Origin of the sequence: Solibacillus sp. FSL R7-0682 (assembly GCF_038005985.1) — a bacterium.
GTDB lineage: Bacteria > Bacillota > Bacilli > Bacillales_A > Planococcaceae > Solibacillus.
The window spans coordinates 3,589,081-3,607,500 of sequence record NZ_JBBOUI010000001.1; the positions used below are offsets into that span (position 1 = coordinate 3,589,081).

At 41.4% G+C, this 18,420-nt stretch carries 13 protein-coding genes, 13 tRNA genes and 2 rRNA genes (1 of these 28 only partly in view); 4 read left to right on the top strand and 24 right to left on the bottom strand.

Translation table 11 applies throughout. The features are described 5' to 3' along the window. Positions 1-24: 24 nt before the first annotated feature. Positions 25-516: a threonine/serine exporter family protein gene (locus MKZ17_RS17970; RefSeq protein ID WP_340725109.1), complete on the bottom strand. Its 492-nt coding sequence runs from the start codon at positions 514-516 to the stop codon at positions 25-27. Positions 517-531: 15 nt separating this feature from the next. Continuing rightward, entirely contained in the window at positions 532-1,278 is a 747-nt protein-coding gene (locus MKZ17_RS17975; protein WP_340725110.1) for a threonine/serine exporter family protein, read from the bottom strand. 206 nt (positions 1,279-1,484) lie between these two features. Between MKZ17_RS17975 and MKZ17_RS17980 the strand changes: the two genes are divergently transcribed. Further along, positions 1,485-2,885, top strand: a complete 1,401-nt coding sequence (locus MKZ17_RS17980; RefSeq protein WP_340725111.1) for a polysaccharide deacetylase family protein — start codon at positions 1,485-1,487, stop codon at positions 2,883-2,885. 56 nt (positions 2,886-2,941) lie between these two features. On the opposite strand, the gene MKZ17_RS17985 is transcribed toward MKZ17_RS17980, so the two are convergent. Continuing rightward, the gene (locus MKZ17_RS17985) at positions 2,942-3,700 is read right to left on the bottom strand and encodes a LamB/YcsF family protein (RefSeq protein WP_340725112.1); all 759 of its coding nucleotides are present in this window, start codon (positions 3,698-3,700) and stop codon (positions 2,942-2,944) included. A 97-nt stretch (positions 3,701-3,797) separates the two neighbouring features. On the opposite strand from MKZ17_RS17985, the gene pxpB reads away from it, so the two are divergent. Next, complete coding sequence (gene pxpB / locus MKZ17_RS17990; RefSeq protein ID WP_340725113.1) at positions 3,798-4,496, top strand: 5-oxoprolinase subunit PxpB; 699 nt, start codon at positions 3,798-3,800, stop codon at positions 4,494-4,496. Further along, positions 4,493-5,419: a 5-oxoprolinase subunit C family protein gene (locus tag MKZ17_RS17995; protein WP_340725114.1), complete on the top strand. Its 927-nt coding sequence runs from the start codon at positions 4,493-4,495 to the stop codon at positions 5,417-5,419. The genes pxpB and MKZ17_RS17995 overlap by 4 nt, the downstream gene beginning before the upstream one ends. A 61-nt stretch (positions 5,420-5,480) precedes the next feature. On the opposite strand, the gene MKZ17_RS18000 is transcribed toward MKZ17_RS17995, so the two are convergent. The 6 genes from MKZ17_RS18000 to MKZ17_RS18025 all read right to left on the bottom strand — a co-directional run bounded on the left by MKZ17_RS18000 (position 5,481) and on the right by MKZ17_RS18025 (position 13,555). Further along, positions 5,481-7,637, bottom strand: a complete 2,157-nt coding sequence (locus MKZ17_RS18000) for a beta-propeller domain-containing protein (protein WP_340725115.1) — start codon at positions 7,635-7,637, stop codon at positions 5,481-5,483. Between the two features lie 136 nt (positions 7,638-7,773). After that, complete coding sequence (locus MKZ17_RS18005) at positions 7,774-8,967, bottom strand: acyl-CoA dehydrogenase family protein (RefSeq protein ID WP_340725116.1); 1,194 nt, start codon at positions 8,965-8,967, stop codon at positions 7,774-7,776. An 11-nt stretch (positions 8,968-8,978) separates the two neighbouring features. Beyond that, positions 8,979-10,151, bottom strand: a complete 1,173-nt coding sequence (locus tag MKZ17_RS18010; RefSeq protein ID WP_340725117.1) for a saccharopine dehydrogenase family protein — start codon at positions 10,149-10,151, stop codon at positions 8,979-8,981. A gap of 64 nt (positions 10,152-10,215) precedes the next feature. Next, positions 10,216-11,697, bottom strand: coding sequence for an aldehyde dehydrogenase family protein (locus MKZ17_RS18015; protein ID WP_340725118.1), 1,482 nt, complete (start codon positions 11,695-11,697; stop codon positions 10,216-10,218). Positions 11,698-12,051: 354 nt separating this feature from the next. Then, complete coding sequence (locus MKZ17_RS18020) at positions 12,052-13,062, bottom strand: anti sigma factor C-terminal domain-containing protein (RefSeq protein ID WP_340725119.1); 1,011 nt, start codon at positions 13,060-13,062, stop codon at positions 12,052-12,054. Beyond that, a complete protein-coding gene (locus MKZ17_RS18025; RefSeq protein WP_340725120.1) occupies positions 13,052-13,555 on the bottom strand; it encodes an RNA polymerase sigma factor in 504 nt (167 codons plus the stop codon). Before MKZ17_RS18025 ends, MKZ17_RS18020 begins: the two co-directional genes overlap by 11 nt. 301 nt (positions 13,556-13,856) lie before the next feature. Between MKZ17_RS18025 and MKZ17_RS18030 the strand changes: the two genes are divergently transcribed. Beyond that, positions 13,857-14,651 carry a TIGR00266 family protein gene (locus tag MKZ17_RS18030; RefSeq protein ID WP_340725121.1) on the top strand — a complete coding sequence of 265 codons (795 nt, stop codon included), beginning with the start codon at positions 13,857-13,859 and terminating at the stop codon, positions 14,649-14,651. A 176-nt stretch (positions 14,652-14,827) separates the two neighbouring features. Here MKZ17_RS18030 and MKZ17_RS18035 read toward each other — a convergent pair. The 15 genes from MKZ17_RS18035 to MKZ17_RS18105 form a co-directional block, all read right to left on the bottom strand. Beyond that, a tRNA-Glu gene (locus tag MKZ17_RS18035) sits at positions 14,828-14,899 on the bottom strand. Between the two features lies 1 nt (position 14,900). Continuing rightward, positions 14,901-14,976: transfer RNA gene (locus MKZ17_RS18040), tRNA-Asn, on the bottom strand. A gap of 9 nt (positions 14,977-14,985) precedes the next feature. After that, a tRNA-Ile gene (locus MKZ17_RS18045) sits at positions 14,986-15,062 on the bottom strand. Between the two features lie 5 nt (positions 15,063-15,067). Next, positions 15,068-15,141 (bottom strand) — tRNA-Gly (locus MKZ17_RS18050). Positions 15,142-15,146: 5 nt separating this feature from the next. Beyond that, a tRNA-Phe gene (locus MKZ17_RS18055) sits at positions 15,147-15,222 on the bottom strand. A 5-nt stretch (positions 15,223-15,227) separates the two neighbouring features. Further along, a tRNA-Asp gene (locus MKZ17_RS18060) sits at positions 15,228-15,303 on the bottom strand. 3 nt (positions 15,304-15,306) lie between these two features. Then, positions 15,307-15,381: transfer RNA gene (locus tag MKZ17_RS18065), tRNA-Met, on the bottom strand. 23 nt (positions 15,382-15,404) lie between these two features. Beyond that, positions 15,405-15,479, bottom strand: a tRNA-Met gene (locus MKZ17_RS18070). A gap of 21 nt (positions 15,480-15,500) precedes the next feature. Continuing rightward, positions 15,501-15,577: transfer RNA gene (locus tag MKZ17_RS18075), tRNA-Met, on the bottom strand. A gap of 82 nt (positions 15,578-15,659) precedes the next feature. Beyond that, positions 15,660-15,736: transfer RNA gene (locus tag MKZ17_RS18080), tRNA-Arg, on the bottom strand. A gap of 18 nt (positions 15,737-15,754) precedes the next feature. Continuing rightward, positions 15,755-15,843, bottom strand: a tRNA-Leu gene (locus tag MKZ17_RS18085). Positions 15,844-15,941: 98 nt separating this feature from the next. Continuing rightward, a tRNA-Lys gene (locus MKZ17_RS18090) sits at positions 15,942-16,017 on the bottom strand. 10 nt (positions 16,018-16,027) lie between these two features. Continuing rightward, positions 16,028-16,111: transfer RNA gene (locus tag MKZ17_RS18095), tRNA-Tyr, on the bottom strand. A 40-nt stretch (positions 16,112-16,151) separates the two neighbouring features. Continuing rightward, positions 16,152-16,267: ribosomal RNA gene (gene rrf, locus MKZ17_RS18100) — 5S ribosomal RNA — on the bottom strand. Positions 16,268-16,513: 246 nt separating this feature from the next. Continuing rightward, positions 16,514-18,420: ribosomal RNA gene (locus tag MKZ17_RS18105) — 23S ribosomal RNA — on the bottom strand; it runs 1,021 nt beyond the window's last position.

An 18,420-nucleotide genomic window follows, 5' to 3' on the forward strand; every position in this document is an offset into this window, starting at 1 on the left:
CGTAAAACTACTTTTAAGTGTAGTTTACGAGCTTCTTTTTTTGGCTTTCATAAATGATTGAATCGACGTTTTTCCTTTATTTTTTGATTTCAATAGTACTTGCATTATTACTTCTGCAAATACAAGTCCCATCGCAATTGCACCTGAAATCATAAACGCGCGCATACCGTTTTGTAAACCCATAATATAATCATATTCCATGACATTGCGCATCGTATTGTACGCAATTCCACCTGGTACTAACGGAATAATACCTGAAACACTAAAAATGATCATCGGCATTCGGAACCTACGAGCAAAAATATGTGCTACAAGTGACACGACAAAAGCTCCGATAAAGGAAGCTCGTACTTCGTCGAGTCCATACTCCACTAATAAATAATAAATAGCCCAGCCAACAGCCCCTACAAATCCGCAGGCAGGTATCGCTTTCGTCGGGGCATTAAAAACGACACCGAAGCAAGCGGTTGCTACAAAACTAATTAGTACTTGCAAGTAGACATTGTCGATTACCATTCTCATTGCCCTCCTTTAAAATGACAGCACAAGTGCAATACCTGAGCCAATAGCAAATGCTGTTAAAAAAGCTTCCGCTCCCTTTCCCATACCTGATGTAAAATGCCCAGCCATGAGGTCCCGCACAGCATTTGTAATGAGCAATCCCGGTACAAGCGGCATAACGGAGCCAATAATAATTTTGTCAACTTCCGTTCCAAATCCGAAATGTACAGCAATCGAAGCGACTACACCAACACCAACCGCTGCTAAAAATTCCGAGAAAAATTTTACCCGAGTAACATTATGAATAATCGTAACAATGTAAAGTCCAAGGCCTCCTGCAATAAATGCCGCCGGAATGTCACTTAACATCCCTTTAAACATTAAAAGGAAGCTACTACTCGCTATACTAGCTGCCAAAACTTGTAAAATAATTGGTAAAAAATAATTTGTCTTTTCTATCTTCTTTAGCTCGTCATACGCCTGCTCTAGTGTTATTATTTGAGATGTAAGCTTACGCGAAACATTATTAACGAGGACAATTCGATGTAAATCAGTAATTCTCGTCGAAATCGATGTAATTCTTGTAGGCTGAGTCCGACCGAGTGAAAAAATAATTCCCGTCGGTGTGACATAGCTTTGTGCGTCCATCATATTTTGTGAGCGGGCCATTCGTAACATTGTATCTTCTACACGATATGTCTCCGCACCACTTTCCATCATGATGCGACCCGCCAGTAAAAAGCAGTCAATCGCCAATTCATTATGCTCAGAATTCATTACACTTCGGACCTCCTTCCACTTATTAGCCCATATTACTTGATGTTCCATGAAAAAGACAGCCTTTTTTCAGACGTTTTGTGCTACGTGGATACGTTCATTTTCTTGATTTTCCTTACGTACTATATAAAAGTAAAAATCACATATTTTACCAAACACCTTTATGGTGTTATAATACTTTTTTCAAAGAAAGGGGCGCATACAGCATGAACAAAACACCTCGGAAAAGACGCGGACCTTGGATTGATTTACTACTCATTAGTACTATTTTTATTCTTGGGACTGCCATCGTTTACTTAACCGTGTTAAGTGAAGAACCTATCTTCTCAATGAAAGAAGATACTTTTACGGAGGCCACCTCAAATATTTCTGAAGAAGAATCAAGCTTTCCAGGAGTACGCATCGTAACAGATATTTCTAATGACGAAAAAATGCCATTTGCTATTCAATATCCACTTACTAAGTTTGAATCATTCAATGAAGTAATTTTAGCTTACATTGAAGCTTCTAAAGACTATTACATAAGTACGATGCGATTACAAGATGTGAAAGAGCACACCGGCGAGCTCAACATCAGTTTTGAAACATATGAGCATGATCACTACTATTCATTCGTATTAACAAATAAAACTGTTTTAAATAACGAGGAACACCAAACGACAGTTCAAACTTTTTTAATCGATCACGAAACGGGTGAGCTCTTTAATATGCAAACATTGTTAAATGATGACTTAAAAAGCTTAGAAACATTAGCAACGCATATTCAATCCGACATTGAGAAAAACCCGAAGTTTGAGGGGCAAATTTTAGAGCAACAATTAAAGAAAGCTACTGAGCCAAAGTGGGAGTTATTCCAACGTTTTTCATTACAAGAGGAGTCGCTTGTCATTTATTTCGATGAAGGTGAAATTACTAAGTCACAAGCTGGGCTACCAACGGTTGAAATATCGTTATCTTTTATCAATCCATTACTTTCTGCTGATTTCCAAATTGGCATGCAAGCTGGTGAAACAATTCAGCCACCAAAGGAATTGGATCCAACAAAAAAGCATATCGCGCTAACATTTGATGACGGTCCACATCCACAAGTTACGAAACAAATTTTATCATTGCTTGCAAAATACGACGCAAAAGCGACTTTCTTCATGCTTGGGAGCCGCGTCCAATACTACCCTCATTTAGTAGTTGAAATACGCCAATCAGGTCATGAAATTGGCAACCATTCTTGGACGCATCCCGTCTTAACAAAAATGTCGGCTGCGGACATTAAAAAGGAATTTGAATCAACAGAGCAAGCAATTGTAAATGCCATTGGCGAAAATTCAACTCTGTTCCGTCCACCGTATGGCGCCATCGATGACTCAGTACGCGCCATTATTCCGCGCCAATCCATTAACTGGACAATTGATACGCTCGATTGGAAGCACCGTGATCCATCTAGTTTATTACCGATGATACAAAAATCGCTACATAACAACGCAATTGTGTTAATGCATGACATTCATCAATCAACAGCAGACGGACTTGAACCGGTGCTAAAATATTTACAAAGCGAAGGTTATGAATTTGTGACCGTATCGGAGATTTTACAACTACATGAGAAGTAACTTAAAGAGGTGTTTTGTAATGATTTCATTACAAAACCCTTTTTTTATCCAGCCCCTTATTTTATAAATGCCATCACTTCAACCCCCTGCATTAGCAAGCTTTCTTTTGTACGCTTTGCAAAAGCTACGGCATGTTTGCTATCTCCATGTATGCAAATGCTGTCTGCCCTTAATGGGACAATGTTTTTTTGAACCGTTGTAACTTGTCCTTCCTTCACCATTTGAATGATTTGTGCAATGGCTTGCTGTTCATCTGTAATAAGCGCATTTGGTTGTTTACGGGATGTTAATTTCCCGTCTTGCTGATAGGTACGATCCGCAAATACTTCATGAACGGTTGATAAGCCAATTCGTTCACCAGCCTTTGTTAATTCACTCGATGCTAAGCCATATAATAGTAAGTGTGGGGAACAATCATATACTGCGCTTGCAATGGCCTGTGCAAGCTCACGATTTACCGACGCCATATTATAGAGCGCACCATGTGGCTTCACATGCTGCATTTTGATGCCCTTTGCCGTTAAAAACCCTTGCAATGCACCAATTTGGTAGACGACCATATCATATGCCTCTTGTGAAGTAATATTCATTTCACGACGACCAAAGCCATTTAAATCTGGAAGTCCTGGATGTGCACCGATTTGTACATTGTTCTTGATGGCAAGCTCTACGGTTTCACGCATAACTGTGGGATCTCCTGCATGAAACCCACACGCAATATTAGCCGATGTCACATATTTTAATATTTCCTCTTGCTCGCCTAAGTTATACCGACCAAAGCTTTCCCCTAAATCACAATTCAAATCCACACGCATGTTTCACACTCTCCTATTTTTGGAATTTTCCGATTCATTATGCTACTATTATGCCATATTTATGAAAGTTCACCTATCCAATTTTCGAGGTAAGCCAATGATAAAATTACAGTTTAAACAACTAAGTGAGGGTGCCGTATTCGTTGTGGTCAGTGATACGATAAACGAACAAGCACAGCAACTAATTCAACATTACATAGTGCAACTGAAGCAAAAGCCTTTTCCTGGTTTACTTGAAATTGTGCCGAGTTATACAAATTTCTGCGTCTACTATGATCCCATTTTAGTAACAAAGTCATTAAAAACCCCCTTTACAAAAACAAGTGCAGAAAAAGTGAAACAATATATTGAGGAGTTGCTAACAACGGTCGACATTACAACAGATCACAACACTCGTGTCATAGAAATTCCCGTTCATTATGGTGGAGTAGAAGGCCCTGATTTACAATATGTTGCCGAAGTAAATGGTCTAACACCGGAAGAAGTCATTGCTATACATACATCGAAAGAATATATCGTATACATGCTTGGCTTCGCACCAGGCTTCCCATTTTTAGGAGGACTCGACAAGCGCATCACTACCCCTAGACGTACATCGCCACGTCTTGAAATTGTAGCAGGTTCTGTCGGCATTGCAGGTGAACAAACCGGGATTTATCCCCTTGCCACACCAGGGGGCTGGCAAATTATTGGACGTACTACGTTGCCACTATTTTTACCAAATGAAACACCACCGACATTACTACGTGCTGGAGACCGCATCAAATTTATAGCAGTAAAGGAGGTATCCTCTTGATAAAAGTACTTAAACCCGGTTTTTCTTCTACTATTCAAGATGCTGGGCGCACCGGCTATCAGCAATATGGAATTATTGTTAGTGGAGTTATGGACCAAGTCGCCTTTCGAATTGGCAATGCCTTATTAAACCAAACAAATAAAGCTGCAATAGAAATGACACTAATTGGAGGAACTTTTCAGTTTACAAAGCAAACGACAATCGTTCTAACTGGGGGAACTATCTATGCAACACTTAATAACAAAAGCATTCCAATGTATAAACCGATTACCATTCATGCGGGTGATTTGTTAACTTGTGGTGCCATACGTAATGGGGCACGTAGCTATTTATGTATTGTAGGTGGATTTAATGTAGCTACTGTATTGGGAAGTAAGAGTACTTATTTAAAGGCAAAACTCGGGGGTTTAGAAGGCCGTGCATTAAAAGTAACAGATGAAGTTCCATACAATGATTCAACAACGCACTTTACCAAGCAATACTACACACCAAATGTACTTTATCAAAAACAGCCTATTCGTATATTAACAGGCACTGAATGGAACGAACTAAGTGTGACCGATCAAAGACTTTTTCTCGAGCAAACGTACACAATTTCTTTAGAAGCTGATCGTATGGGCTATCGTTTACATACACCCAGACCCACTTTTTTTGAAAAACCCATTGAGTTGTTATCAGAAGCAGTAACGTTTGGGACCATTCAACTACCGCCAAGCGGACAGCCCATCATTTTAATGGCAGACTGTCAAACAACAGGAGGGTATCCGAAAATTGGTCAAGTGATTACAGCTGATCTCCCCCGCCTTGCACAGCTTCCACCAACACAGACGATACAATTTCAAGTTGTCACACTCGAACAAGCAGAGGCAGCATATGCGCGATTGGAAAAACACTTACAGTTACTTGAACTAATACGCTGCTGACACCAAATAAAACCACAAGCATGCCCTCATAATGCGTGCTTGTGGTTCCTTTTAAGTCTAGTTAAAATCCAACCATTTGCTGTTTTTTAAATGTTTTGCCGTCATAGCTCGTAATCTTCGAGCGAGATACAGTGTACAGCTCGTTATCGATATATAAAAGTCGCTGAACTGTATTGTATGAATCCTCATATTGCTCACCTGGTCTTGCTAGCTCCATTAATTCTCCTGTAAGTGTAATACCTGAAGAAGTAACTTTATAAATATGTGCCCCTGTACCTTCATATTTCAGGCGACCTTCCTCATCCGTTTCTTTATATACTGTTATCGGGAATCCGAATAGGTCATTACGTGAATCTCTAAACAACGCTTTATGATCATAGTTGACACTTGAATACGTCCCCAATCCACCAATTATAACCGCCTGTTGCTCCACTGGTTTATTTAAGTTTGTTACATTAAACAAGCTCAGTTTCATGCCTTTTGTCACAACAAATGGCTCTTTTGAATTTTCATCCATCCGCAATTCCGTATCATATCCAATGCCTAAAAGATGATTTTCACCAATTGGATGTAAATAATTACTGAATCCTGGTATTTTTAATTCCCCTAATACTTTTGGTGCTTTTGGATTTTTCGTATCAATGACGAATAATGGATCTGTTTCTTTAAATGTTACTAAGTACGCTTTATCGCCCATAAAACGAGCCGAATAAATACGTTCACCCTTTGCTAAATCATTCACAGCACCGACCTGCTTAAGCTTGCTGTCTAAAATAATTAAGTGATTTTTCGAATTTGCCTCTGTTCCCCACGCACTCCCCTCTGTTGTTGCAATACGTAAGTAACCATTATGCTCATCCATTGAAAATTGATTTAATACCGAACCCTTTACTTTTCCTTGTGCATCCATTGAAATTGATGTTTTATCAATCGTAATTTTGTAAATCGTCGTTTCATTTTCCTGTTTTGGCAATACAATATTTGTCGTACTATCCACTAATGATCTTTCCTCAATAGCGCCAGATGTAAATGGCAACCAATTATAATTCATCGACGCAATATAAATTGCTTTTGGTGACATATAGAGTTGACCACGATTTCCTAAAAAGCTTTGTGTATTCCACTTTGCTGTTTTTGCCTTGCTCACATCAATAGCCGACACGATTAAATAATTTGGTGCAGGATTTTCTGGAAGTACTCGAATTTTATCAAATGGTAGTAGCTGCTCACCATCCCCATCATAAGTAGATGGACGAAGCTCTACATTCGGATTTTCAGGTAAAATCCAGTAGCTTGGTGTACGACTAGATACAACATATAAATAATTCCCTGATTTACGAATGTTTACAATATCTCCATCATGGCCTACCTCACGAATGAGTGCAGGATTTTTCGCATCACTTACATCATAAAAAGCGACCTTTGTAACAGACTTTCCGTCATAATAAGGCTCTTTTTGTGTTTGCACATATTCTGCGTATGCCACAATTAATGTTTGATCATGTAACATCAATTGCGTTGGATAAACGTCCTTTTTCACGACGAGTCGCTTCACAACTTTCAAATCTTTCGCATCTACAATAATAATTCGATTATCAACAAGAGTATAAATGTATTGACCATCTGTAACTGTAATATCACCTTCTTCAATTCCTTCTACTTGGTTATTCGTTGAAGAAAATTCCCCACCTCCAGAGCCCATTGCACTATTATCTGCCATAGATTCTGATTTAGAATCTTCTGTTGTTGCCATACCTTCTCGCTCAATGCTAGAAGCGGCTTGCTCTGTTGCTAAATAGTTTTCAAAATATGTCTTTAAATCCTTTTCCGATGAAATTTTATCTATCTTCCCTACAAGTTGCACTGTAAATTCCTCATTACCCAGTAGCTTTGAAGTCTTTTCGTAAGCATCTTTCTTCACTGTAATTGTATACGTACCTACTGGTAGCCCACTTACAGTCAACGTTTTTCTTGTTTCATCTAAAACAAGCGCTTGTTGTTTTAGCTCTTTTCCGCTAGCATCTTTCACAACAATCATGCCATTTGTCAGGCTGTCCTTTTTCAAAGCTTGCTTAAAGGAAATCACATAGGCATCCCCTTCTTTAATTACCGCCTTTGTTGCCGCTTCTACTTGACCTCCCAACATAAAATAACTACTTATTAATATCGCTATTAATGATGCAATAATGCCAATTCCATACCATTTGCTTTTAGACATAAAAATCCCTCCCATTTTGTTATATGTATCAAATTAGACTTGCAATTCAGAAAATAGTTACAATGTATTTTGTATTTTTTGTAAATATTTTTCAAGCGAAAAAACGAGAGGCAAATATTGCCCCTCGTACTTAAAGCTATACTTCGAACGGCCAGCTAGGTAGCATTCGACGTAGTTTCTTGTCCGCACGCTTTCCTAATACATAATCTGCCTGCATCATTGTATGAATTTCTCGTGTCCCTTCATAAATAACTGGCGCTTTCGAATTACGTAAATAACGTGCTACTGGATAGTCATCAGAATATCCATATGCCCCATGAATTTGTAGCGCATCATCCGCAGCCTTATTCGCAAAATCACACGCCTGCCACTTTGCTAAGGATGTCTCACGTGTATTGCGGACACCCTTATTTTTCAGCTCGCCGACTCGATACACAAGTAGGCGACTCATTTCATAGCCTGCCTCCATCTTCGCAAGCATTTGGCCGACTAGTTGATGCTCCCCAATAGGCTTTCCAAAGGTTTCGCGTTCCTGACAGTACTTTACGCTTGCTTCAATACAGGCTTGCATGAGACCGACTGCACCCGCTGCCACTGTAAAACGCCCATTATCAAGGGCAGACATCGCAATTTTAAAACCCTCACCTTCTTCACCAAGCAAGTTTTCAGCAGGAATTTTGACATCTTCAAAAAAGAGCTCGCCGGTATTACCTGCACGGATACCATACTTGCCCTTAATCGCCTTCGAGCTAAAGCCTTCCCATGTGCGCTCCACAATAAATGCTGAAATTCCATGATGGAGCTTTTCCTTATCCGTATAGGCGAAGACAATAAAGTGATCTGCCACATCACAGAGGGAAATCCATGTTTTTTGCCCGTTTAGAATATAATAGTCACCTTCACGTCTAGCAAACGAGCTCATAGCAGCTACATCAGATCCTGCACCAGGCTCTGTTAAGCCGAATGCACCAATTTTTTCACCCTTTGCTTGCGGAGTTAAATACTTTTCTTTTTGTCCTTCTGTTCCCCACTGCATAAGTGTCATGCTATTTAACCCAGTATGCACGGACACTGCCGTACGAAAGGCAGTATCTCCGCGCTCAAGCTCCTCACAAACAATCGCTAATGCATTGTAATCCATACCAGCTCCACCGTATTTTTCAGGTACACAGACGCCCATAAATCCGAGTTCTGCTAGACGTTTCCAAATACTTTGATCAAAGCCACCTTGAGCATCCCATTCCGCAATGTTAGGCATAATTTCTGTGTCAACAAACTGACGAACTGTTTTGCGTAAAAGCACTTGCTCCTCTGTAAAATCAAAATTCATTTAAATCACCCCTACCACTTAACAATCATCGCTGAGCGGTGAGAGGTTTCCCTAATAACTACACCGCGTTTGGCCATCTCCTGGATAAACTCACGACCTGGCACAACAGATTCTGGTGGATGAACGCCACGCGCTGTAATCATTCCTGTACCAATCATTTGAGCAACGACTGAAATTGTATTCGCTGTTGCTCGAGCCATTGCTGTTACATTTTTCTCGACATCTTTACGTACAACCATTTCATATTCATATGTTATTTGTTCTTCTGATTTTTCGCCCGAAATAATGGCACGTAATAAAACAGCATCGACCTTGTTCCCTAAATCTAGCTTTTTTTTCAGCACTTCACGTGTTACTTCTCGAACATTGACTTCGTGGCCACCTGCCTCAACCGTGTTTGCCTTATCTAAAAAGCCTAAGTCTGCTAATAGCTTGAACTTTTCTGCATGCCCTTTATAACGAATTGTTTTATATTCCAGCGTCTTTACATCTGGGAATGTTTTATGCAAAGTTGAAATTCCACCTGACGTATAAAACGCCTCTAATACACCAAATTCATCAAAATAAATTGGTTCAATGCCCGTTAAAGATTCCACTTCGGTTAAAGTACCCTTTGTAATCATTTTTGATGGCTCTGTATAGTGATCAAACATCCCATCTAATGAAAATACTTGTGTGTAATGTAGGGGTGGCTTCGGCTCTGTTGGAATTCCTCCAACAAATAATTTAACTGCTTCAACTGAATCAAGCTTGGATGCCCCATAGCCTGTTAAAATATTAATCATGCCAGGAGCTACGCCTAAATCTGGAACAACCGTTACCCCTTTTTTCTCTGCCTCTTCATTTAATTGAAAAACAGCTTCCGTAATGCCTCCAATATGTCCGCCTAAGTCAACAACATGTACGCCTACATCAATGGCAGCCTTTGCAACACGCTCATTAAATGTATAAAATAGTGCATTGATTACAACGTCCCCTCGCACGATTGCTTCACGTAAATCCACATCACACTGGGCATCATGACGGACCGCTTCGATCTTATCTGAATTTAACGTTGCTACAAACTCCTTCGCCTGCGCTTCTGCAACATCCACTAAAAACACCTTTTCGACTTGCTCACTTGCTACTAAATCGCGTGCAATTTCTTTCCCCATTAACCCTGCACCTAACACTACTACTTTCATGAAAACATCCCCTTTGTTTTATAGTGAAGTAAAGTAATTTATGATTCATCGTCTAAAGACGAAATCATGCATTGTTATCGATTTGAGCTCGTTGCAACTTGCCGCTGTAATCTACATAAATACTTTTCCATTCTGTATACACATCAAGTGCTGCCTGCCCAGAATCTCGGTGTCCATTGCCCGTACCCTTCGTTCCACCAAATGGTAAGTGGATTTCAGCTCCTGTCGTCCCAGCGTTAATGTACACAATGCCTGTATCAAGCATCTGCTGTGCTTTGAAAATAGTATTTACATCTTGCGAGAAAATAGAGCTTGATAGACCAAACTTCACCCCATTGTTCACATCTATCGCCTCTTCTAAGCTCTCCACTTCAATGATGCTAACGACAGGACCAAAAATTTCCTCCTGTGCTAAAATACTATCTGCCTTAACGTCCGTAAAAATAGTCGGTGCATAGTAAAAACCTTGTGCTAAGTCGCCCTCAACTAAAATTTCACCGCCAGTTAAAAGCTTCGCTCCTTCTTGCTTGCCAATTTGGACATAGTGATTAATCTTTTCTAATGCGGCTTTATTAATAACTGGTCCTACCTTCACTGTCGGATCAAGCCCATCACCAATCGTGAGCTGCTTTGTCCTTTCGACAAGGCTTTCTTCGAGTTGTTGTTTTACATTTTTATGCACAATGACACGACTACATGCAGTACAACGCTGACCGGCAGTACCAAATGCACTCCACAAAATCGCATCAATGGCTAACTCTAAATTCGCATCATCCATTACAATTACGGCATTTTTGCCACCCATTTCAAGGGACACCTTCTTTAAATGCTTCCCACCAAGCTCAGCAACTTTACTACCTGTCACAGTCGAGCCTGTAAATGAAATAACACGAATCGCAGGATGCTCAACCATTGCTGTTCCAACCGTTGGACCTGAACCAAATACGACGTTCACTACCCCATTAGGTAAGCCAACTTCTTCAAATATTTTTGCCAATTCATAGGCCATAAACGGTGTCTCGTTGGATGGCTTCCAAATCACTGTATTTCCCGCGACAAGGGCAGGGAATGCCTTCCAAGTTGCAATCGCAATTGGAAAATTCCACGGTGTAATAAGTCCAACTACTCCAATTGGCGCTCGCACACTCATCGCAAATTTATTTGGTAGCTCAGATGGGACCGTTTCCCCAAACAGTCTTCTTCCTTCTGCAGCCATATATAGGGCCATATCGATACCCTCTTGTACTTCACCACGAGCCTCTTCAATAACCTTGCCCATTTCACGAGTCAATGTTTGGGCTAAATGTTCCTTTTTTTCTTTTAATTTGAAAGCGATTTCATATAAATAATCTGCACGTTTTGGCGCAGGAACGAGCGCCCACGCTTTTTGTGCTGCTTTTGCCTTTTCTACCGCTAAATCGACTTGCTCCTTCTTCGATAGCGGAAGTGTTCCGATTTGCTCACCATTAGCAGGATTGATAACGGGCATTTCTTGCAGTGATGTATCCTTCGTCCATTCACCGCCGATAAAATTCAACAGTTCCATCCTAACACCTCACTAATGCTCAATTTATCTTTTAATATTCGACATTTTCTGTTTTATCCCCTTTTTTCCTTAAAATAAATATTATTATTTTTATAATAAATTCATTCTTTCGTAATAAATCAACTCAATCAATGATGTTCTCCCCTTCCCAAATTGTTAGACTTCACAAATCGAGCAATAACGTGAAGTTTTATAACTGTCCGTTACTATAGGATAAAAAAACTCCTAACTTCATATGCTAAATTCATATGAAATTAGGAGTTCCTTTTATGAATATTTAATTTTGCAATCAAAGTATAAATAATTTACATAAGTATGTTACCTTCAAAATGATTACGGTAACTGCATTAATCTTTATTTTCGATTAGAGATTACCCCAAACGTAGATGCCATAATGTATGGTTGTCCTTGTAATGACTTCAATTGATCCGGTGTGCCAGTTACTACGACCCCAATAATTTTCACATCACTTTGATCTAAGACTCCATCTTTCCCTACTAAAGCTTTATACACTTCGTCTGTTTCCCACTTAAAGTTCTTACTTTCTCTGAGACTTTCAATGTTATTAATAAAGGATGTAATCTCGTTGTGTTCGAGAAGTTCGGATTGTTGTGCTTTTGGTTTTGACTGCTCGGACTGAAATCCAAAAATTAACGGATAATTCGCTGGAATCGTATTCTGTCCTTGCTTTAGAAAATCCATTCGTTCTTCTGTATAGGCATCTACCCACCACCAGTCTACTTGTACATCCGAAGGTAGCTTACTTTTGATTTCTTCAAAATGATAGGCTTTGTCAAAAGATAGCCCTAATTCCACTAAAGTATTTTTTTCAAATTGATTGAGTTCATTCATATTATCTTTATAAACATCGTATGATATTTCTGGATGATAAAAAAACATTTCTCGATCACCAGTTTGTAAATTAAAGCGTTCGATTTGATTGTGCTTTGCTAATGAGTCTGAACCTTCTATTTGGATGGATCCTGAGCTATAATTAAAAAGCGTTCCAAATAAATTGTAATCATTCTCAACAGGTTCCCAAATATACGGTCTATGATTTTCTCCAAGTACTTTGTATGTTGTTGTATTTATTTTTCCACCGAACAAATTATAATCATACGTTTGATTGCTAATTTGAACATTTGGGGAGCTAATTTCTTTATATACTCGAATATCATCCATTACTTCCTGGGCACTGTTTAATGATAAAGTTCTAAGGCCGTACCAAAATCCTATTAGAACAATAGGCGTAACAATGATTGTAATCCCAATAATTTTTATCGTAGATCTTAATCTTGCCTTTCTCATCAATTTTTTCGTTTTTGTTTCATCAAACAAAAAATCATCTTGTTTTTCATTCATCATAAATGTCCTCCTTATAGCGTTTTATAAATTCTTCCTTTGCTCGTCGAACATGCGTTTTTAACGTATTTTCATTCATATTCATAAAAGCTGAAATTTCCTTGTACGACAATCCCAACTCATATTTCAGCACTAATAATTCCTCATGCAAATTGGATAACATGTTAAGTGTGTCTCGAATATCTTTAGATTTTTCCCTTTTTAAAACGAGAATTTCTGGAATATTAGCTAACGATACTAATTGAACTTCATCTGTATTGGATGTAGGATGGCGCTTTTCTTTTCTCTTAAGATCGTAAAATTGATTGGTGGCTACACGGTATAGCCAGCTCATGACTTTATCTGATTGAATTCCGTTTTTATGCAATAAAAATTTATAACATGTATCTTGCACAATATCTTCTGCATCTTCATGGGCTAGTCCACGTCTTCTCAAATAACGATATAATACGGTTCCCACTTGTTGAATAAATTCATTCATTGATTCCTTTGCCATGTCTACCTCCCTTCTGCCTATACAACGCAGAGCTCAACAAAAAGTTTACATATTATAAAATATTTTATAAATAACTTTATTTGTTTATCCATAGTTGCAAGGGGGAGCTCGAGGATAATAATGAACTTCCGAATTGCATATAATATTTCGTCAATCTTGCTTAATATTGCACTACATATATTTTCTTAACTTCCTATTAAACAGATATAAAATGGCGTAAATAAAATTAACTAAATGAAACTTCTTCGATTACGAATACGTAGATAGTACAAGACTAAATGGATTAAAGGAGAATAGAGTAATGAAAAACCACGAAATCGATTACGTGCTTCACGGTGACGATATGCAATTTGTAGAGGTGGAATTAGATCCACAAGAAACAGTTGTTGCGGAAGCTGGCAGCTTAATGATGATGGATGACCAAATTCGGATGGAAACAATTTTTGGTGATGGTGCAGCAGGTTCAGGCGGCTTGATGAGCAAATTAATGGGAGCTGGCAAACGTTTAATAACAGGCGAAAGCTTATTCATGACAACGTTTACAAACACTGGTGGAGGCAAGCGTAAAGTATATTTTGCAGCACCTTATCCTGGAAAGATTATCCCAATGGATTTAAGTCAATTAAACGGTAAAATTATCTGTCAGAAAGATGCCTTTTTAGCTGCTGCAAAAGGTGTATCGGTTGGGGTTGAATTCCAGCGTAAATTATCCGCGGGTTTCTTTGGTGGTGAAGGTTTCATCATGCAAAAATTAGAAGGCGATGGTATGGCTTTCGTGCACGCGGGCGGGACAATTTATGAGCGTAAATTACTGCCAGGTGAAACATTACGCATTGATACAGGTTGCTTAGTAGCGATGACACAAGACATACGCTACGATATTGAAATGGTAAAAGGTGTTAAAACTGCGTTATTCGGTGGAGAAGGTTTATTCTTTGCAACCCTTTCTGGGCCAGGTACAGTATGGGTACAATCCTTACCGTTCAGCCGTTTGGCAAGCCGTGTATTCGCAGCTGCACCAGTCTCTCAAGGTGGGGGCGGTAAAAGCTCCGATGAAGGCGGAATAGGCGGCTTATTTGACTTATTCAATAAATAATCTTTTCTATTGTTAAATTCTGCAGGTTCCTTTCACACAATGAAGTCAGCTAACAGGCCTGACTTTATTGTGTAAAAGGATTTTTTTATACATAGCTAAAATCTCCGAGGTTATCGGCTAAAGCAAGCTCTATTTCAAAACAAAAAAGTATGCAGCATATGCTGCATACTTATAAATGACCCGTACGGGATTCGAACCCGTGTTACCGCCGTGAAAGGGCGGTGTCTTAACCACTTGACCAACGGGCCATGGCTCCGAAGGCAGGACTCGAACCTGCGACCTGCCGGTTAACAGCCGGATGCTCTACCAACTGAGCTACTTCGGAATAATTGTATGGTGGGCCTAAATGGACTCGAACCATCGACCTCACGCTTATCAGGCGTGCGCTCTAACCAGCTGAGCTATAGGCCCTATAATGGAGCGGGTGATGAGAATCGAACTCACGACATCAGCTTGGAAGGCTGAGGTTTTACCATTAAACTACACCCGCATTTATGGTGGGTTTGGACGGAATCGAACCGCCGACACTTAGAGCTTCAATCTAATGCTCTACCAACTGAGCTACAAACCCACAAATGGCGGTCCCGACCGGGATCGAACCGGCGATCTCCTGCGTGACAGGCAGGCATGTTAACCGCTACACCACGGGACCATTTGGTTGCGGGGACAGGACTTGAACCTGCGACCTTCGGGTTATGAGCCCGACGAGCTACCACTGCTCCACCCCGCGATAATACTATAGTTTTATTAAATTGGTTGCGGGGACAGGACTTGAACCTGTGACCTTCGGGTTATGAGCCCGACGAGCTACCACTGCTCCACCCCGCGACAATACTATAAATTTTTAAATGGTGGCGGCAGAGGGAGTCGAACCCACGACCTTTCGGGTATGAACCGAGTGCTCTAGCCAACTGAGCTACACCGCCGTAATTTAGATTTCAATAATTTTATGATGGAATCTAACAGAATTAAACTGCTTTTCCATCTGTGCTACATACTAAAATGATATGGCGCGCCCGGCAGGAGTCGAACCCACAACCTTCTGATCCGTAGTCAGACGCTCTATCCAATTGAGCTACGGGCGCAAATATGTTTTAAAAAAATGGTGCCGAGGGCCGGAATCGAACCGGCACGGTGATCACTCACCGCAGGATTTTAAGTCCTGTGCGTCTGCCAGTTCCGCCACCCCGGCATTTTAGAATAGAAGACAAGGTGCTGTTCTTCACTAACCTACTTCTTCAAAATGCTTAAGATATTTTTATTCTGACAGTTTATACAATTTTATAAAACTGGTGAGCCATGAAGGACTCGAACCTTCGACCCTCTGATTAAAAGTCAGATGCTCTACCAACTGAGCTAATGGCTCTCTTTAAAGATGGTGGAGGGGGACGGATTCGAACCGCCGAACCCTAAGGAGCGGATTTACAGTCCGCCGCGTTTAGCCACTTCGCTACCCCTCCAACAAATAACTTATTGAAGTATAAAATTCCAATAAAAAAAGCGAAGCGACGTCCTACTCTCGCAGGGGGAAGCCCCCAACTACCATCGGCGCTAAAGAGCTTAACTTCCGTGTTCGGTATGGGAACGGGTGTGACCTCTTTGCCATTATCACTTCACTTGCACATGGATGTGCTGGCGTCTACGTTGTCACATGGATGTGACGTTCTTAGTAGACGTACCTTTAAGGTCTTCATACACTACACTATCCTTCGTCAACTTCCTGCGTTCATTCAGTTACGTACCTGAGTACGCGCCTTCATTCACTTAGTCGTTTCCTTGACTAGCTTGTGTCTTGAAACCCTTCTATTGAAAATTTGTTCTTTCAAAACTGGATAAACGTTTCATTGAATTTGCAATAAAATGTGGTTAAGTCCTCGACCGATTAGTATTCGTCAGCTCCATACGTCACCGCACTTCCACCTCGAACCTATCTACCTGATCGTCTTTCAGGGGTCTTACTTACTTGCGTAATGGGAAATCTCATCTTGAGGGGGGCTTCATGCTTAGATGCTTTCAGCACTTATCCCGTCCACACATAGCTACCCAGCGATGCCTTTGGCAAGACAACTGGTACACCAGCGGTGTGTCCATCCCGGTCCTCTCGTACTAAGGACAGCTCCTCTCAAATTTCCTACGCCCACGACGGATAGGGACCGAACTGTCTCACGACGTTCTGAACCCAGCTCGCGTACCGCTTTAATGGGCGAACAGCCCAACCCTTGGGACCGACTACAGCCCCAGGATGCGATGAGCCGACATCGAGGTGCCAAACCTCCCCGTCGATGTGGACTCTTGGGGGAGATAAGCCTGTTATCCCCGGGGTAGCTTTTATCCGTTGAGCGATGGCCCTTCCATGCGGAACCACCGGATCACTAAGCCCGTCTTTCGACCCTGCTCGACTTGTAGGTCTCGCAGTCAAGCTCCCTTATGCCTTTACACTCTTCGAATGATTTCCAACCATTCTGAGGGAACCTTTGGGCGCCTCCGTTACCTTTTAGGAGGCGACCGCCCCAGTCAAACTGTCCGCCTGACACTGTCTCCTACCCCGCTAAGGGGCATGGGTTAGAAGTTCAATACAACCAGGGTAGTATCCCACCGACGCCTCCTTCGAAGCTGGCGCTCCGAGATCTCTGGCTCCTACCTATCCTGTACAAGTTGTACCAAAATTCAATATCAGGCTACAGTAAAGCTCCACGGGGTCTTTCCGTCCTGTCGCGGGTAACCTGCATCTTCACAGGTACTATAATTTCACCGAGTCTCTCGTTGAGACAGTGCCCAGATCGTTACGCCTTTCGTGCGGGTCGGAACTTACCCGACAAGGAATTTCGCTACCTTAGGACCGTTATAGTTACGGCCGCCGTTTACTGGGGCTTCAATTCGCAGCTTCGCTTGCGCTAACCACTCCTCTTAACCTTCCAGCACCGGGCAGGCGTCAGCCCCTATACGTCACCTTACGGTTTTGCAGAGACCTGTGTTTTTGCTAAACAGTCGCCTGGGCCTATTCACTGCGGCTCTCATGCGCTTGCACGCTCAAGAGCACCCCTTCTCCCGAAGTTACGGGGTCATTTTGCCGAGTTCCTTAACGAGAGTTCTCTCGCACACCTTAGGATTCTCTCCTCGACTACCTGTGTCGGTTTGCGGTACGGGCACCTCTCACCTCGATAGAGGCTTTTCTTGGCAGTGTGAAATCAGGAACTTCGCTCATACGAGCTCGTCATCACAGCTCAACGTTATAGTGTGCGGATTTGCCTACACACACGCCTTACTGCTTGAACAGAGACAACCAACGCTCTGCTTACCCTATCCTACTGCGTCCCCCCATTTCTCAAACGGTGAGGAGGTGGTACAGGAATATCAACCTGTTGTCCATCGCCTACGCCTATCGGCCTCGGCTTAGGTCCCGACTAACCCTGAGCGGACGAGCCTTCCTCAGGAAACCTTAGTCATACGGTGGACGGGATTCTCACCCGTCTTTCGCTACTCATACCGGCATTCTCACTTCTAAGCGCTCCACCAGTCCTTCCGGTCTGACTTCAACGCACTTAGAACGCTCTCCTACCACGCATACCAACGGTATGCATCCACAGCTTCGGTGAATCGTTTAGCCCCGATACATTTTCGGCGCAGCGTCACTCGACCAGTGAGCTATTACGCACTCTTTAAATGATGGCTGCTTCTAAGCCAACATCCTGGTTGTCTAAGCAACGCCACATCCTTTTCCACTTAACGATTACTTTGGGACCTTAGCTGGTGGTCTGGGCTGTTTCCC

Bases quoted from the DNA above. Each gene is read 5' to 3' on its own strand.
- MKZ17_RS17970 (WP_340725109.1), bottom strand. From the start codon at position 516: ATGGTAATCGACAATGTCTACTTGCAAGTACTAATTAGTTTTGTAGCA.
- MKZ17_RS17975 (WP_340725110.1), bottom strand. From the start codon at position 1,278: ATGAATTCTGAGCATAATGAATTGGCGATTGACTGCTTTTTACTGGCG.
- MKZ17_RS17980 (WP_340725111.1), top strand. From the start codon at position 1,485: ATGAACAAAACACCTCGGAAAAGACGCGGACCTTGGATTGATTTACTA.
- MKZ17_RS17985 (WP_340725112.1), bottom strand. From the start codon at position 3,700: ATGCGTGTGGATTTGAATTGTGATTTAGGGGAAAGCTTTGGTCGGTAT.
- pxpB (WP_340725113.1), top strand. From the start codon at position 3,798: ATGATAAAATTACAGTTTAAACAACTAAGTGAGGGTGCCGTATTCGTT.
- MKZ17_RS18000 (WP_340725115.1), bottom strand. From the start codon at position 7,637: ATGTCTAAAAGCAAATGGTATGGAATTGGCATTATTGCATCATTAATA.
- MKZ17_RS18005 (WP_340725116.1), bottom strand. From the start codon at position 8,967: ATGAATTTTGATTTTACAGAGGAGCAAGTGCTTTTACGCAAAACAGTT.
- MKZ17_RS18010 (WP_340725117.1), bottom strand. From the start codon at position 10,151: ATGAAAGTAGTAGTGTTAGGTGCAGGGTTAATGGGGAAAGAAATTGCA.
- MKZ17_RS18015 (WP_340725118.1), bottom strand. From the start codon at position 11,697: ATGGAACTGTTGAATTTTATCGGCGGTGAATGGACGAAGGATACATCA.
- MKZ17_RS18020 (WP_340725119.1), bottom strand. From the start codon at position 13,062: ATGATGAATGAAAAACAAGATGATTTTTTGTTTGATGAAACAAAAACG.
- MKZ17_RS18025 (WP_340725120.1), bottom strand. From the start codon at position 13,555: ATGGCAAAGGAATCAATGAATGAATTTATTCAACAAGTGGGAACCGTA.
- MKZ17_RS18030 (WP_340725121.1), top strand. From the start codon at position 13,857: ATGAAAAACCACGAAATCGATTACGTGCTTCACGGTGACGATATGCAA.